The organism is Agromyces hippuratus, from assembly GCF_013410355.1.
Lineage (GTDB): Bacteria > Actinomycetota > Actinomycetes > Actinomycetales > Microbacteriaceae > Agromyces > Agromyces hippuratus.
The window spans coordinates 1542500-1557891 of the sequence record NZ_JACCFI010000001.1 but is presented as its reverse complement, the minus strand read 5'-3'; the positions used below and the strand labels follow the sequence as shown (position 1 = coordinate 1557891).

Genomic DNA, 15392 nt, shown 5'->3' with positions numbered 1-15392 from the left:
CCCCGGTGAACGTCACATAGCCGGGAGCGCATGCGGGGCCGCCGTATGATGGTGCTTCCGGCGCCGGCCACCCGAGCGGCAGCCAGCAAACCACCCCTGGGAGACCACGTGAGCTTGATCGTGCAGAAGTTCGGCGGGTCGTCCGTCGCCGACGCGGAGAGCATCAAGCGGGTCGCCAAGCGCATCGTCGAGACCCGCAAGGCCGGCAACGACGTCGTCGTGGCGGTCTCCGCGATGGGCGACTCGACCGACGAACTGCTCGACCTCGCCAACGAGGTCACCCCCCTTCCCGCGCCGCGCGAGCTCGACATGCTGCTCTCCGCCGGCGAGCGCATCTCGATGGCGCTGCTCGCGATGGCGATCAAGGGCATGGGCCACGAGGCGCGCTCGTTCACGGGCAGCCAGGCCGGCATGATCACGGATGCCACGCACGGCGCCGCCCGCATCGTCGACGTCACGCCGGTTCGCCTGCGTGAGGCACTCGACGACGGCGCGATCGTCATCGTCGCCGGCTTCCAGGGCTTCAACCGCGACACCCGCGACATCACCACGCTCGGCCGCGGCGGCAGCGACACGACCGCCGTCGCGCTCGCGGCCGCGCTCGACGCGGATGTCTGCGAGATCTACACCGACGTCGACGGCGTCTTCACCTCCGACCCCCGGATCGTGAAGAAGGCCCGGAAGCTCGATCGGATCACGAGCGAGGAGATGCTCGAGCTCGCGGCATCCGGCGCCAAGGTCCTGCACATCCGCGCAGTGGAATACGCACGCCGCCACGGCGTGACCCTGCATGTGCGCTCGTCGTTCAACAACAGCGAGGGGACCATCGTCTACGACCCCGCGCGCCTTCCCGAAGGAGAAGCTGTGGAAGAGTCCGTCATCGCAGGTGTCGCGGTCGACCTGACCGAGGCCAAGATCACGGTCGTCGGCGTGCCCGACAAGCCGGGCGTCGCCGCGAAGATCTTCAAGATCGTCGCCGGCACGAACGCGAACGTCGACATGATCGTGCAGAACGTCTCCGCCGCCTCGACGGGCCGCACCGACATCTCCTTCACCCTGCCGAAGTCCGACGGCGAGCGCGCGCTCACGGCGCTCGCGGGCGCGCAGGAGGCCATCGGCTTCCTCTCGCTGCAGTACGACGACCAGATCGGCAAGCTCTCGCTCGTCGGCGCCGCCATGCGCTCGGCCGCAGGCGTGTCCGCCCGCCTGTTCGAGGCCCTCTACACGGCCGGCATCAACATCGAGATGATCTCGACCAGCGAGATCCGCATCTCGGTCGTCACGCGCGCCGACAGCGTGCACGCCGCAGCTCGTGCCGTGCACTCGGCGTTCGAGCTCGACGGCGACGACGACGCGGTCGTGCACGGCGGCACCGGGCGCTGATCGCCTGATCGCAGGTCGAGCGGATGCCGCATCCGCTCGATCATCGAAATCCTCGCGGATCCCGGGGCAATCCTGCCAAGGTTCCGCGAACCGCCGGGCGGCGCCGCCCGGGCTGGGACAATGGAAGAACGCTTCCCGGCGGCCTGATGGCCGGCGGGCGATTGAGGAGTGCACGTGGGCAACACCAACGGAGTGAACATCGGCGTCGTCGGCGCCACCGGTCAGGTCGGCGCGGTCGTGCGTCGCCTGCTCGAGGAGCGCGACTTCCCGGTCGCCTCCATCCGCTACTTCGCCTCGGCGCGCTCCGCCGGAACGACGCTGCCGTGGAAGGGCGAGGAGATCGTCGTCGAAGACGCCTCGACCGCCGACCCGAGCGGTCTCGACCTCGCGATCTTCTCCGCCGGTGCCACGCTCTCGAAGGCCCAGGCGCCGCGCTTCGCCGCCGCCGGCGTCACCGTGATCGACAACTCGAGCGGCTGGCGCATGGACCCCGACGTTCCGCTCGTCGTCAGCGAGGTGAACCCGCACGCGATCGACCAGGCCGTGAAGGGCATCATCGCGAACCCGAACTGCACCACGATGGCCGCGATGCCCGTGCTGAAGGTGCTGCACGACGAGGCCGGCCTCGAACGACTCATCGTGAGCACGTACCAGGCGGTCTCGGGCGCCGGTCTCGCGGGCGGCGAGGAGCTGCTCGAGCAGACGCGCGCCGCGGTCGCGCAAGACGCGATCGGCCTCGTGCAAGACGGTGCCGCGGTCGAGTTCCCAACTGCCGAGAAGTTCCCGCGCACGATCGCGTTCGACGTGATCCCGCTCGCCGGCTCGATCGTCGACGACGGCGACCTCGAGACCGACGAAGAGAAGAAGCTCCGCAACGAGAGCCGCAAGATCCTCGAGCTGCCTGGCCTGCGCGTCGCGGGCACCTGCGTGCGCGTGCCGGTGTTCACGGGCCACTCGCTCTCGCTCCACGTCGAGTTCGCGAACGAGATCACGCCCGAGCGCGCGACCGAGCTGCTCGCCGCGGCACCGGGCGTCGAGCTCTCCGACGTGCCCACCCCGCTGCAGGCGGCGGGCACCGATCCGAGCTACGTCGGCCGCATCCGTCAAGACCAGTCGGCGCCCGAGGGCAAGGGTCTCGTGCTCTTCGTCTCGAACGACAACCTGCGCAAGGGCGCGGCGCTGAACGCCGTGCAGATCGCGGAGCTCGTGGCGGCGAAGCTGCCCGCGGCGGTCTAGCCTCGAACGACGGATGCCCCGTGGCCGATCGGCCACGGGGCATCCGCTGTCTTCGGTGCTCGCTCAGCCCTGCGGGATCGCGGCGACGACGTCGATCTCGACGAGGATGTTCGCGAGGCGCGAGCCCACCGTGGTGCGAACGGGATAGGGCTCGGTGAAGAACTCGGCGTAGGCGCCGTTGTACTCCGCGAAGTCCGCCAGGTCTTCGAGGTGGGCGGTGACCTTCACGACATCGTCGAACGACAGGTCGTACTCGGCGAGCACGGCGCCGATGTTGCGCAGCACCTGGCGGGTCTGCTCGGCGGCGCCGCCCGGCACGACCTCGCCGGTGGCCGGGTCCTGCGGGCCGAACCCGGCGGTGTAGAGGAATCCGTTCGCGACGACGCCGTGGCTGTAGGGGCCTGCGGGCTTCGGGGCGTTCGAGAGGGTGACGGCGATCTTGGACATGGTTCCTCCTGTGCGATGGCGGGTCGGTGGATGGGGAAGCGGTGGGAGCGTCAGCCGAGTTCTCGCGCGATGGCGTCGGCGGTCTCGCGCATCGCGGGCAGGTGCGCCCGCAACCGGTCGAGGTCGGCGACCATGCGGATCGCCGTGACCGAGAGCGCGCCGACGATGCCGAGCGAACTGCGGATCGGCACGGCGATGCAGTTGACGAAGTCCTCGAACTCGCGGTCGTCGGCGGCCCAGCCGCGGGAGCGCACGAGGGCGAGCTCGCGGTCGAGGCGCTCGCGCGTGGTGATGGTCAGCTCGGTGTACCGCTCCCAGGTGACCCCGGCGAGCACCGCGTCGCGGCCCGCACGGTCGAGGTCGGCGAGGATCGCCTTGCCGACTGCCGAGCAGTTGGGGATGACCGCGCGGCCGATGCGGGAGTACATGCGCACGCCCGACTCGTCTTCGGCCTTGTCGACGTAGACGATCGAGCGGTCCATGAGCGCTGCGAGGTGCACGGTGTTGCCGGTACGGCGCTGCAGCCGGCGCACGTGCTCGGCACCCGCCTCGCGCAGGTCGAGGGAGTCGAGCGCCTCCTTCGACAGTGCGGCGAGCCGGGTGCCGAGGGTGTAGCGGCCCGATGCGCGCCGGCGCACCCAACCGACCTCCTCGAGTGCCTGCAACTCCCGGAACATCGTCGACCGGTGCAGCTCGAAGGCCTCGGCGAGCTCGGCGACGGTGCGCGGGTCGGCCGCGATCGCGTCGATGATGCGGGCGGCGCGTTTCACGCTCTGCGACATGTCAGGCCTCCTGTTCCTCTGCTTCGATGCCTCGGGACCACTCGTGTACCACGGGACCAGGTATGTCGGCGGTCCGGTGCGACATGAGTGGTCCCGGACCGAGGGCGGCGGCACCAGGCGACCGACGGATGCCGCGGCCGGGCGTCGCTCCGGTGAGCGCGCCGCCCGCGAGCACGGGCACGCCCGCCACGAGCACATCGTCGATGCCGACCGCGAGCCCGAGCGGCTCCCCGTAGCTCGCGGTCGCGCGCACGGCATCGGGGTCGACGAGCACGAGGTCGGCGATGCGGCCCTCGCGCACCGCGCCGCGGTCGCCGAGCCCGAACCGGGCCGCCGCGCGCGAGGAGACGAGCGCCGCGGCATCCGCCCAGCCGAGCGCGGCCTGCTCGCGCACGAGCATCGAGAGGAACCGCGCGAACGAGCCGCGCGCCCGCGGGTGCGGGTGGCGGCCGATGAAGATGCCGTCGGAGCCGCCGATGGCCGCCGGGTGCGACAGGATCTCCGCGAGCCCGGTATCGCTGCGTTCGTGCTGCACGGCCATCACGGCGCCGACCTCGAGCCGCGAGGCGACGAGCACGTCGAGGGCGAAGTCGATCGCGTCGATCGAGGTGCCCGAGCGAGCGGATGCCTCGGCAGCCCCCTGCGCGATCGTGAGGCCGTGCGCCCAGTCGTACTCGGGCGCCGCGACATGGGCGAGCGTGAGCATCGACGGCCACTCCGGGCCGAGGCTCGCGGAGCGCGTGATCGTCGGGAACCACTCCCGGCGGAGCCGGGCGCGCGCCGCGGGGTCGGCGAGCTCGGCGACGACGTCGGCGGTGGGCTGCACGGTGAGGGTGGCAGGCAGGATCGGCATCGCGAGGATCGAGCAGCCGCGCGTGTACGGGTAGGCGTCGAAGGTCGCGTCGACGCCGGCGAGGTCGAGCTCGGCGACGAGCTCCCGCACAAGGTGCGGCTCGGCGTGGAAGTGCGAGACGTGCACGCGCGCACCCGAGCTGCGTGCGATCGCGGCCACCTCGGCGATGCCCGCGGCGGAGTTCGCCTCGTAGCCGCCGCGCATGTGCGAGACGTAGACGGCTCCCACTTCGGCGACGGGTGCCGCGAGGGCGGCGAGTTCCTCGGTGTCGGCGAAGATGCCCGGCACGTAGTCGAGGCCCGTCGAGAGCCCGAGGGCGCCGTCGGCGAGGCCCTCGGCCACGAGGGCACGCATGCGGGCGAGCTCGGCGGGTGATGCGGCATCCGTCGACCGACCCGAGACCACGAATCGCACGGTGCCCGCTGGCACGAGCGTGCCGGCGTTCACCGCGGTGGCGCCGTCGTAGGCGGCGAGCAGGGCGGCGACCCCGCCGCCGCGATAGCCCGGGTGGCCGCCGTTGATCGCGGCGAAGTACTCGGTGGCGTAGGCGCCGTCGCCCGGGGCGTACGAGACCCCGTCCTGGCCGCCGATGACGGTCGTGACGCCCTGGCGCAGCAGGGCGAGCTGCACGTCGGAGTCGAACAGCGCGCCGTCGGCGTGCGAGTGCGCGTCGACGAAGCCGGGCATGAGCAGCCGGCCGCGGCCGTCGACGAGGTGAGCGTCGCCGGTGTCGACGGAGCCCGCCGGCGCGATGCGAGCGATGCGCTCGCCGTCGACGAGCACATCGGATGCCTCGGCGCCGACGCCGTCGGCATCGACGACGATCACGTCTCGGATGAGGATCGACACCGGGGCTCCTAGAAGAACGTGCGCACGAGCGCGACCACCCGGTCGGAACCGCCGCCCTCGACGACCGGGATGAGGCGCCACTTGTCGAACGCCGTGCACGGGTGCGAGAGGCCGAGCGACACGACCTCGCCGATGGCGAGATCGAGCGGGCCGTCGGCGCGGAGGTACGCGTGCTGGTCGTTGAGCGCGGTCACGGATGCCCCGGCGAGCTGCCGCTCGACGGCACTGGGTGCCTCGGCGACGCCGAACGGCACGGGCAGGCCCTCGTCGTAGGGGAAGTCGCGCTTGCCGCCGTCGAGCAGCGCGAGGCCCGGCTCGGGGTGCGAGACGACGCGGGCGTAGCCGCGCATCGCGGGCGTGAGCTCGCCGTCGATCGGCGAGATGCCGTGGTAGAAGCCGTCGTCGTGCAGGAGCGAGGCGCCCGAGCGGAGGATCCAGCGGGTGCCGGTGCCCTCCTCGGCGATCGCGGGCGCGAACACCTCGGCGACCAGTTCCAGGTACGCGCTGCCGCCGGCGGTGACGATGAGCTCGCCGTCGGCGAGGCCGCGTACGGCCGCGTGCACCGCGAGCATCTCGGCGAGGTAGCCGCGCACGGCGTCGAGCACCGCGGGGGAGCGATCGTGGCCGAGGCTGCCCTCGTAGCCGGCGGTGCCCGCGAGCCGCAGCACTGGCGACGCGGCGACGCGCTCGGCGATGCGCACGGCCTCGTCGACGCCGCGAGCGCCCGTGCGGCCGCCGGCCCCGCCGAGCTCGACGAGGACGTCGATCGGGCGGGGGAGTGCGAGACCTGCGAGGCCGTGCTCCATCGCCTCGACGGTCTCGACCGAGTCGACCCACGAGCGGAACGCGAAGTCGGGGTCGGCGAGTTCGCCGGCGATGAACGCGAGCGCGGCCGGCGCGACGAGCGTGTTCGCGATCATGATCGAGGCGATGCCGAACGAGCGCGCCGTACGCACCTGCCCGGGGGTCGCGAGGGTGAGCCCGGTGGCGCCGGCGTCGAGCTGGAGCTGCCAGAGGGCCGGGGCCATCGTGGTCTTGCCGTGCGGCATGAGTTCGAGACCGCGATCGTCGCACCAGTCCTGGATCACCGAGGCGTTGTGCGCGAGCGCCCGCTCGTCGAGCGCGAGCAGCGGGGTCCAGAACTCCGCGAGCGCCGGTTCGGTCGCGAGGAACTCGCGCACCGTGAGTCCGTCGGCGCGGGCGGGCAGGCCCTTGTCTGCTGCGCTCAGCCGATCGTCGGCGAGCGCTGCGAGTCGCGTCTGCAGCGGCATCCGGAACCCCTCTCGTGTTGCAGATGTTGCAACGTGTTTGCGCTGAATCTGCACACCAGACAGCATAGGGGCGTGCCTGACAATCCGCTGCCCGAAGTCGTCGCCCTCGGCGAGACCATGGCGCTCGTCGCCCCCGCGCTCGCCGAACCGCTCGAGACCGCCGACGAGTTCCGCGTCGACTCCGCCGGTGCCGAGGCGAATGTCGCCGCCCACCTCGCGGCCCTCGGTCGTCGCGCCGCTTGGGCGGGGCGACTCGGCGACGATGCCCTCGGCCGGCGCGTCGCGCGGCACCTGCGCGACCGAGGCGTCGACACCCGCTGGGTCGAGACCGACGACGAGGCGCCGACGGGTGTCTACTTCAAGGATCCGGGTCGCGGCGTGCGGTACTACCGAGCAGGGTCGGCGGCCTCGCGCATGACGCCGTCCTTCCTCGACGGGCTCCCGCTCGACTCGGCGCGGGTCGTGCACGTGAGCGGCATCACGCCGGCGCTGTCCGCGAGCTGCGACGACCTCGTCGACGCGCTCGTCGGCCGGATCGCCGACTCGCCCGCGCTGCTGAGCTTCGACGTGAACCACCGCAGCGCTCTCTGGCAGGCCGGGGTCGCGGCCGGTCGGCTGCGCGAGCTCGCCTCCCGCGCCGACCTCGTGTTCGTGGGGCTCGACGAGGCCGAGGCGCTCTGGGGCACCGAGACCCCCGAAGCGGTGCGGGCACTGCTGCCCGAGCCGGCGCTCCTGATCGTGAAGGACGGTGCGATCGCGGCCACGGAGTTCCGCGACGGTGCAGACTCCGCGCCGACCCGGGTGCCGGCGAGGTCCGTGGAGGTCGTCGAGGCCGTGGGTGCCGGCGACGCCTTCGCGGCGGGCTATCTCGCGTCGCTGCTCAACGGAGGCGACGCGAGCGAACGCCTCGCCGCCGGACATGCCCGAGCCGTCACCGTGCTCGGCGACACCGCCGACTTCCCCCGCGCCGAAACCACCACGAGGAGCACCCGATGACCACCGTCAGCAACGCCGAGTTCGACGAGATCTTCGAGGGGAAGCCGCTCATGGCGATCTTCCGGGGCATGGGCGTCGAGCGGAGCCTCGAGCTCGCCGAGCGGGCATGGGGCCTCGGCATCGACGTGGTCGAGCTGCCGATCCAGACCGAGGCCGACCTCGAGGCGCTGCGCGTCGTCGCGGCGGCGGGGCGGGCCGCCGGTCGCCTCGTGGGAGCGGGCACCGTCGTGTCGGTGCGGCATGTCGAGCTCGCGGCATCCGCCGGCGCGGCCTTCACCGTGAGTCCCGGCTTCGATCCCGTCGTCTCGCGCGCCTCGGCGCAGGCCGGATTGCCGCCGATGCCGGGCGTCGCGACCGCGACCGAGGTGCAGGCCGCGATGGCTTCGGGCCTCACCTGGTTGAAGGCGTTCCCGGCGTCGCTCCTCGGCCCGGCGTGGTTCCCGGCGATGGCCGGCCCGTTCCCCGCCGCCCGCTTCGTCGCCACCGGCGGCATGGACGCCTCGAACGCGGGGGAGTTCCTCGCGCGAGGCGTGCGCGCGGTCGCCGTCGGGACGGCGCTCGAGGACCCGACGCAGTTGCCGGCACTCGCCGCCCTGCTCGCCGAGTAGCCGGGCGTTCGAGCGATCGAAGCGCGGTGCCGACCTGGTCGGCACCGCGCTTTCGTCGTCTCCGGGCCGAAACGCGTGGGAAACGCGGCTGGAACAGAAACTGAATGACTTGTTTCTAGTTACTATCTTTTCTGTTAGGGTCGCTTCCAGTACGCGTGAGCACCGAGATCCTGCACGCGGCGAACTGCACCACCTTCCACGCAACGAAGCACGAGAGGAATGCCGGAGATGACTCGAACCAAACGCTCCTTCGCGGTGGCACTCGCCGCCGGAGCGGCCGCGATCGCCCTGGGAATGACCGGATGCACCCCGTCGGCAGGAGGGGGCGGCGACGACGCCTCTGTCCTCCGCGTCTGGGCGGGCAGCGCCACCCCGATCAACAACAACTTCAACCCGTTCGCCGTCGACACGGCCGTGCACGCGACGTTCGGCGTGATCTACGAGCCGCTGTTCTTCTTCAACCAGCTCTCGGCCGATGCGCCCGTCGGGCTCATCGGCGACAGCTACGAGTACAGCGAAGACGGCCGCACGCTCACCGTCACGATCAAGCCCGACCTCAAGTGGAGCGACGGCGACGACCTCACCGCCGACGATGTCGCCTTCACCTTCGGGTACGGCTCGAACAAGTCCGAGCAGTTCGTCTCGGCCGAGGCGACCGACGCCACCACCGTCGTGCTCACCTACACCGAACCGCAGTTCACGAGCGCCTCGCTCACGCTCGGTTCGACGTACATCATCCCCGAGCACATCTGGGCCGACATCGACGACTTCATGGCCGAGACGAACCCCGAGCCCGTCGGCTCCGGCCCGTACGTGCTGAAGAGCTTCTCCGATGCGGCCTACACGGTCGAGGCGAACGAGCTCTTCCGCGACGGCGCGCCCGCCGTGACCGAGGTGCAGTACCTCGGCCTCGACTCGAACCAGTCGTCGCAAGACCTCCTGACGACCGGCAAGATCGACTGGGTCGGCCAGTTCATCGCGAACCCCGACGCCGTCACCGGCGAGGGGAACATCACGACGCAGAACCTCCAGCAGGACCCGACGACGATCACGACCTGCGCGAACGCCGATCTCGGGTGCGAGGGTGCGCAGACCGACCCGGCCGTGCGCCAGGCGATCGACGTCGCGATCGACCGCGCAACGATCGCCGACAAGGCCTTCGCCGGACTCGCGGGCGAGTCCTCGCCGTCGTTCACCCTCCAGCCGCGCGATGAGCAGTGGCTGAGCGACCCCGAGCTCGCGACGAGCCCGCAGGAGGCGAACGCGGCAGAGGCGGGCGCGATCCTCGAGGCCGCCGGCTACACGAAGGATGCCGACGGGTTCTACGGCACGGGCGGCACGGCCTTCGAGATCGACCTGTTCTCGCCCGACGGCTGGACCGACTACAACGACGCGGCCAAGCTCATCTCCGAGCAGGCCGCCGATGCGGGCATCCGCATCAACGCCCGCACCGTCTCCGACGCCGAGTACTGGACGCCGATCCAGTCGGGCGATTTCCAGATGGCGCTCTACGGCCTCACGCAGAGCATCGTCGCCGACCCGTACTCGAACTACCACGAGTACTTCGCCGGCACCTCGACCGCGAAGGTCGGCGAGACCCCGCTCGTCGGCCAGAACTACGCGCGCTACTCGAACCCGGTCGTCGACGGGGCCGTGCTCGCGGCCGGCGCGACGCAGGACGTCGCGACGAAGCAGGCGGCCTACGCGACCATCCAGGCCGAGATCGCACGCGACCTCCCGTACATCCCGGTGGTGCTGAACGCCTCGCAGTCGTTCTTCAACACCGAGAAGTTCAGCGGATGGCCGAGCGAGGGCGACCTGTACGCCGCGCCGCTGCCGTACCTGGCGGTGGCCAACGCGGTCGTGCTCTCGCACCTCACCCCGGCGAAGTAGGCCGCCGGTCCCATGGAACGAACCCTTCCGAACTCGAGGACGGCAGTGGCATGAGCTTCTACCTTCGGCGGGTCGCCTTCTACCTGGTGACCCTCTGGGCGGCGATCTCGCTCAACTTCCTGCTCCCGCGGCTCCTGCCGGGCGACCCCGCCGCCATCATGCTCGGCAAGCTCCGGCGCGCCAGCGGCGGGCGCCCGCTCTCCGAGGAGACGATCGAGGCGATCACCTCGATCCTCGGCGCCGGGAAGGACATGTCCCTCTGGGACCAGTACGTGGCGTACTGGGGCCGGCTGCTTCAGGGAGACCTCGGCGTCTCCTCCACGAGGTATCCGGCCTCGGTCGCCGATCTCATCGCGGCGGCCCTGCCGTGGACGATCATCCTGGTCGGTGTCGCGACCGTCATCTCCTTCCTGCTCGGCATCATCGTCGGTGCATGGGTGGGGTGGCGGCGCGGCACCGCGCTCGACCACCTGGTGCCGGTCACCACGGTCTTCCAGTCCATCCCGTACTTCTGGCTCGCCCTCGTGCTCGTCGCGGTGTTCTCGGTGCAGCTGGGCTGGTTCCCGATCGTCGGCGGGTACGACGTCTTCGAGTTCCCGGCCGGCCCCGAGCCCACCTGGGCGTTCGTCGGCAGCGCGATCTACCACGCCATCCTCCCGGCGACCACGATCGTGCTCTCGTCGGTCGGCGGCTGGCTCCTCGGCATGCGCAACATGATGGTGTCGACGATGTCGGAGGACTACGTCGTCACCGCCGAGGCGAAGGGGCTCACGCCGCGCCGGGTGCGCACGAGGTACGCCTCGCGCAACGCCGCCATCCCGAGCCTCGCCGGGTTCGGCATCGCCCTCGGCTTCGTCGTCGCCGGCTCCATCGTCATGGAGCAGGTGTTCAGCTACCCGGGCATCGGCAAGCTCATGATCCAGGCGGTGCAGGGCCTCGACTACGCGCTCATGCAGGGCGTCTTCCTCGTGATCACGCTCACCGTGCTGGCCGCCAACTTCTTCATGGACCTCATCTACGGCTTCATCGACCCGAGGGTGCGACACAATGGATGACTCCCAGCCCACCCTCGATCGCGCCGACGACGCCTACGCCACCGGCGACGACGCGCCGTTCCAGTCGCCCGTCTCCGCCGAGGCGGTGCGCGAGACGACCCGCGAGGCGACCGCCACCGCCGCGGTCGCGGCAGCACGTGCGACGCGCGGCGGCCGGTTCCGGCACATCCTGCCGAGCCGCTCCGGCAAGCTCATCACCGGCGTCGTGATCGTCGGCCTCATCACACTGTTCGGCATCTTCGGCCCGATGATCGCCCAGCCGCCCCGCGACTCGAGCAACGAGGCCCTGCAGCCGCCGTCGGCCGAGCACTGGCTCGGCACGACCAAGCTCGGCTACGACGTGTTCTCGCAGCTCGCCTGGGGCACGCAGGGCTCGCTCTTCATCGGCCTCGTCGCCCTCTTCCTCGCCGTCGTCTTCGGCGTGTTCGCCGGCTACTTCGGCGGCGTGCTCGACGAGGTGCTCACGCTCTTCACGAACATCGTGCTCGTCATCCCCGGCCTGCCCGTCGTCATGGTGATCGCCGCCTACGTGCAGACCGCCGAGGGTCTCGGGCCGCTCGCCCGAAGCTCCCTCCTCGTCGCACTCGTGCTCGGCATCACGGGCTGGGCGGGCTCCGCCGTGGTGCTGCGAGCCCAGGCGCGCTCACTGCGCACCCGCGAGTACGTCGCCGCGGCCCGTGTCGCGGGCGAGAAGCCCGGGCGCATCATCTTCGTCGAGATCCTGCCGAACCTCGTGCCGCTGCTCGCGGCCCAGTTCATCTTCGGCGTCATCTTCGCGGTGCTCGGCGAGGCCGGCCTCTCGTACCTCGGCCTCGGGCCGACCGGGTCGATCACGCTCGGCACGATGCTGAACGACGCCCAGACGGGGCAGGCGGTCGGCACCGGCGCCTGGTGGTGGTTCGTGCCCCCTGGCCTCATCATCGCCGCGCTCGGCGCCGGACTCTCCCTCATCAACTTCGCGATCGACGAGGTCGTGAACCCGAAGCTCAGGCTCGCGCCTGAGAACGCGAAGCGCCAGCGCCGGGCCGCGAAGGCCGGCAAGGGCGTCGCCGACACCGGAGCATTCGCATGAACGCCAACGCCAACGCCATGAACGTCGCCGCGCTCGGCGAGCCCGTGCTCACCGCCCACAACGTCTCGATCGAGTACGAGGTCGATCCGCCGGTGAAGGCCGTGCGCGGCGCATCGATCACCCTGCACCGCGGCGAGATCCTCGGGCTCGCGGGGGAGTCGGGCTGCGGCAAGACGACCCTCGCCTACGGGCTCAACCGGCTGCTCAAGGCCCCGGCGCTCATGACCGGCGGCGAGGTCGTGTTCCACGATGCATCCGGTGACGACATCGACATCGTCGCGCTCGACGGCGAGGCGCTGCGCAGGTTCCGCTGGAACAAGGTGTCGATGGTCTTCCAGGGCTCGATGAACTCGCTGAACCCCGTCATGAACGTGCGCAAGCAGTTGCACGACGTGTTCACGACCCATCGGCCGGGCATGAAGCGCGCCGAGCGCGAGGCCAGGAGCGCCGAGCTGCTGACCCTCGTCGGCGTCGATCCCACGCGACTCTCGAGCTTTCCGCACGAGCTGTCGGGCGGCATGCGCCAGCGCGTCATGATCGCGATGGCGCTCGCCCTCGACCCGCAGGTGATGATCATGGACGAGCCGACCACGGCGCTCGACGTCGTCGTGCAGCGTGGGATCATCCGCGAGATCATGCGACTGCGCGAGCGCCTCGGCTTCGCCGTGGTCTTCATCACGCACGACCTGCCGCTCCTCATCGAGATCAGCGATCGCATCGCGATCATGCTCGACGGCGAGATCATCGAGCAGGGCGATGCCGAGCAGATCTACCGGGCGCCGGAGCATCCGTACACCCGGCGGCTGCTCTCGAGCTTCCCGAGCCTGCGCGGCGATCGCGGCGACTTCATCCGCACGGGCGCGGCAGCGGGAGGTGCGGCATGAGCGGGCAGGCGACGGCGATGGCGACCCTCGAGGCGCGCAACCTGGTGAAGGACTTCCGGCTGCGCAGCGGCACCAAGGTGCGCACGCTCCATGCGGTGAAGGATGTCTCGTTCACCCTCGAGCCGGGTCGCACGATCGCCCTCGTGGGCGAGAGCGGCTCGGGCAAGTCGACGATCGCACGCATGATGGCCAAGCTCGAGACGCCGACGTCGGGCGAGGTGCTGCTCGACGGGCGCACGAGCGCGACCCGCGGCGGCGGGTTCGCCCGGTACCGGCGCGACGTGCAGATGGTCTTCCAGGACCCGTTCAGCTCGCTGAACCCGTTCCACCCGATCCTGCACCACCTCGAGCGGCCGCTGCGCATCCACAACCCGCGGCTCTCGTCGCGGCAGATCCGCGAGCGCGCCGAGGAACTGCTCGAGCGCGTGCGCCTCTCGCCGGCGGCGAGCTTCGCCGATCGTCGGCCGCACGAGCTCTCGGGCGGTCAGCGGCAGCGCGTCGCGATCGCCCGTGCGCTCGCCCCCGGGTCGCGGTTCATCATCGCCGACGAGCCGGTGTCGATGCTCGACGTGTCGATCCGCCTCGGCGTGCTGAACCTGCTCGCCGAGCTGCAGCGGCAGGAGCACCTCGGTTTGCTCTACATCACGCACGACCTCGCGACCGCGCGGCACTTCTCCGACGAGATCCTGGTGATGTACCGCGGGGAGATCGTCGAGCGCGGGCCGAGCGAGCAGGTGATCCTCGATCCGCAGCACGAGTACACGAAGACGCTGCTCGAGGCCGCCGCCGACCCGGATCGACTCGGGCGACTGCGCGACGATGTGCGGAACGGCGGGTGAGGCGCCAATCAGTAAAGATTCCTTGCAGATAGAGTGACCACGAACACGAAACGAGAGAGGCGGACTGCCGTGAACCAGATCGACCCGGGCACCCCCACGTGGCTCGCGGCGCGCAACGACCGCACCGCCTTCCGACTCCTGCTCGAACACGGTCCGCTCACCCGGTCGCGACTCGGCGAGCTCACCGGGCTCTCGAAGCCCACCGCATCGCAGATGCTCGCCCGCCTCGAGCGGGTCGGCCTGATCCGGCCGGTCGGCGAGCGGTCGGGCGGCCGGGGGCCGAACGCGATCACCTACGGAGTGCGCACCGATCGCATCACGGGCGTCGCGATCTCGATCCTCGACCGCGCCATCCAGGCGGTCGTGGTCGATGCCGTCGACCACGACCACCCGATCGTGCAGATCGCGACCGATGGGCACGAGCGCTCTCCTGAGGGCGACGTGCGCGCCGCTGTTCGGGCGGCCTGCGCCGAGGCCGGCATCGACGAGAGCACGGTCAGCCGCGTCGTGATCGGCGTGCAGGCCGCGTTCTTCGTCGACGGCGACGAGCTCTCGTTCACCGACACCCTGCCCGGGTGGCCCGAGATCGGATCGCGGGCCCGCATCGAGCAGGAGCTCGGCCTCCAGGTGACGATCGACAACGACGTCAACCTCGCGACGATGGCGGAGCGCTCGTCGGGCGCGGCGCAGCAGGCGGCGAGCTTCGCCCTGTTCTGGATCGGCGACGGTCTCGGCGTCGGCCTCGACCTCGGCGGGGTCGTGCACCGCGGCGCCTCGGGCGGGGCGGGCGAGATCGGCTACCTCGCGGTGCCGCGGACGGCGGCTCCGCTCGCCCCCGCGGCGAACGACTTCACCGACCTGCTCGGCGGGCCGGCCGTCGCCCGCCTCATCGGCGGCGACGACGAGACGCTCGCCGAGGTGCTGCCCCGACTCGCCGACGACGACGACGCCCTGTCGGCCCTCGCCGACCGCGTGATCCTCGCCGTCAACCCGCTGCTGGCGATCCTCGATCCCTCGATGATCGTGCTCGGCGGGCCCACGGGCACCGCCGGCGGTGCCCGCCTCGCCGAGCTCGTCGCCGAGCGCGTCGACCCGGCGGCGCACCCGAAGCTCGCGATGCGCACGAGCGGCACCGGCGCCCAGCCGGTGCTCCTCGGCGCGCGCCAGCAGCTCGTCGAGCAGATCCGCGACCACCTCGAGGCGGACATCTCGCTCGCCACCTGA

At 71.1% G+C, this 15392-nt stretch carries 14 protein-coding genes; 10 read left to right on the top strand and 4 right to left on the bottom strand.

The window, feature by feature from the left end:
* Nucleotides 1-108 precede the first annotated feature (108 nt).
* Both BJY17_RS07270 and BJY17_RS07265 read left to right on the top strand, forming a co-directional pair.
* Nucleotides 109-1383 carry an aspartate kinase gene (locus BJY17_RS07270; RefSeq protein ID WP_074258437.1) on the top strand — a complete coding sequence of 425 codons (1275 nt, stop codon included), beginning with the start codon at nucleotides 109-111 and terminating at the stop codon, nucleotides 1381-1383.
* 174 nt (nucleotides 1384-1557) lie between these two features.
* A complete protein-coding gene (locus BJY17_RS07265; protein ID WP_179550772.1) occupies nucleotides 1558-2619 on the top strand; it encodes an aspartate-semialdehyde dehydrogenase in 1062 nt (353 codons plus the stop codon).
* Nucleotides 2620-2682: 63 nt separating this feature from the next.
* On the opposite strand, the gene BJY17_RS07260 is transcribed toward BJY17_RS07265, so the two are convergent.
* From BJY17_RS07260 to BJY17_RS07245, 4 genes are read right to left on the bottom strand one after another with little or no spacing between them, the layout of a single operon-like run.
* The gene (locus BJY17_RS07260; RefSeq protein ID WP_179550771.1) at nucleotides 2683-3066 is read right to left on the bottom strand and encodes a RidA family protein; all 384 of its coding nucleotides are present in this window, start codon (nucleotides 3064-3066) and stop codon (nucleotides 2683-2685) included.
* Nucleotides 3067-3116: 50 nt separating this feature from the next.
* Complete coding sequence (locus tag BJY17_RS07255; RefSeq protein WP_179550770.1) at nucleotides 3117-3848, bottom strand: IclR family transcriptional regulator; 732 nt, start codon at nucleotides 3846-3848, stop codon at nucleotides 3117-3119.
* A gap of 1 nt (nucleotide 3849) precedes the next feature.
* The gene (locus tag BJY17_RS07250; protein WP_179550769.1) at nucleotides 3850-5550 is read right to left on the bottom strand and encodes an N-acyl-D-amino-acid deacylase family protein; all 1701 of its coding nucleotides are present in this window, start codon (nucleotides 5548-5550) and stop codon (nucleotides 3850-3852) included.
* Between the two features lie 8 nt (nucleotides 5551-5558).
* Complete coding sequence (locus BJY17_RS07245) at nucleotides 5559-6821, bottom strand: alanine racemase (protein WP_179550768.1); 1263 nt, start codon at nucleotides 6819-6821, stop codon at nucleotides 5559-5561.
* A 72-nt stretch (nucleotides 6822-6893) separates the two neighbouring features.
* On the opposite strand from BJY17_RS07245, the gene BJY17_RS07240 reads away from it, so the two are divergent.
* The 8 genes from BJY17_RS07240 (at nucleotide 6894) to BJY17_RS07205 (ending at nucleotide 15392) form a co-directional block, all read left to right on the top strand.
* A complete protein-coding gene (locus tag BJY17_RS07240) occupies nucleotides 6894-7817 on the top strand; it encodes a sugar kinase (protein WP_307836925.1) in 924 nt (307 codons plus the stop codon).
* Nucleotides 7814-8425, top strand: a complete 612-nt coding sequence (locus tag BJY17_RS07235; protein ID WP_179550767.1) for a bifunctional 4-hydroxy-2-oxoglutarate aldolase/2-dehydro-3-deoxy-phosphogluconate aldolase — start codon at nucleotides 7814-7816, stop codon at nucleotides 8423-8425. Before BJY17_RS07240 ends, BJY17_RS07235 begins: the two co-directional genes overlap by 4 nt.
* Before the next feature lie 228 nt (nucleotides 8426-8653).
* The gene (locus BJY17_RS07230) at nucleotides 8654-10318 is read left to right on the top strand and encodes an ABC transporter substrate-binding protein (protein WP_179550766.1); all 1665 of its coding nucleotides are present in this window, start codon (nucleotides 8654-8656) and stop codon (nucleotides 10316-10318) included.
* A 50-nt stretch (nucleotides 10319-10368) separates the two neighbouring features.
* Nucleotides 10369-11373, top strand: a complete 1005-nt coding sequence (locus BJY17_RS07225) for an ABC transporter permease (protein ID WP_179550765.1) — start codon at nucleotides 10369-10371, stop codon at nucleotides 11371-11373.
* Nucleotides 11366-12445: an ABC transporter permease gene (locus BJY17_RS07220; RefSeq protein WP_179550764.1), complete on the top strand. Its 1080-nt coding sequence runs from the start codon at nucleotides 11366-11368 to the stop codon at nucleotides 12443-12445. Before BJY17_RS07225 ends, BJY17_RS07220 begins: the two co-directional genes overlap by 8 nt.
* A complete protein-coding gene (locus BJY17_RS07215) occupies nucleotides 12442-13329 on the top strand; it encodes an ABC transporter ATP-binding protein (RefSeq protein WP_246303678.1) in 888 nt (295 codons plus the stop codon). The genes BJY17_RS07220 and BJY17_RS07215 overlap by 4 nt, the downstream gene beginning before the upstream one ends.
* A 17-nt stretch (nucleotides 13330-13346) precedes the next feature.
* A complete protein-coding gene (locus BJY17_RS07210) occupies nucleotides 13347-14168 on the top strand; it encodes an ABC transporter ATP-binding protein (RefSeq protein WP_179552759.1) in 822 nt (273 codons plus the stop codon).
* A 69-nt stretch (nucleotides 14169-14237) separates the two neighbouring features.
* On the top strand, nucleotides 14238-15392 hold the full coding sequence (locus BJY17_RS07205; RefSeq protein ID WP_179550763.1) for an ROK family transcriptional regulator: 1155 nt from the start codon (nucleotides 14238-14240) through the stop codon (nucleotides 15390-15392).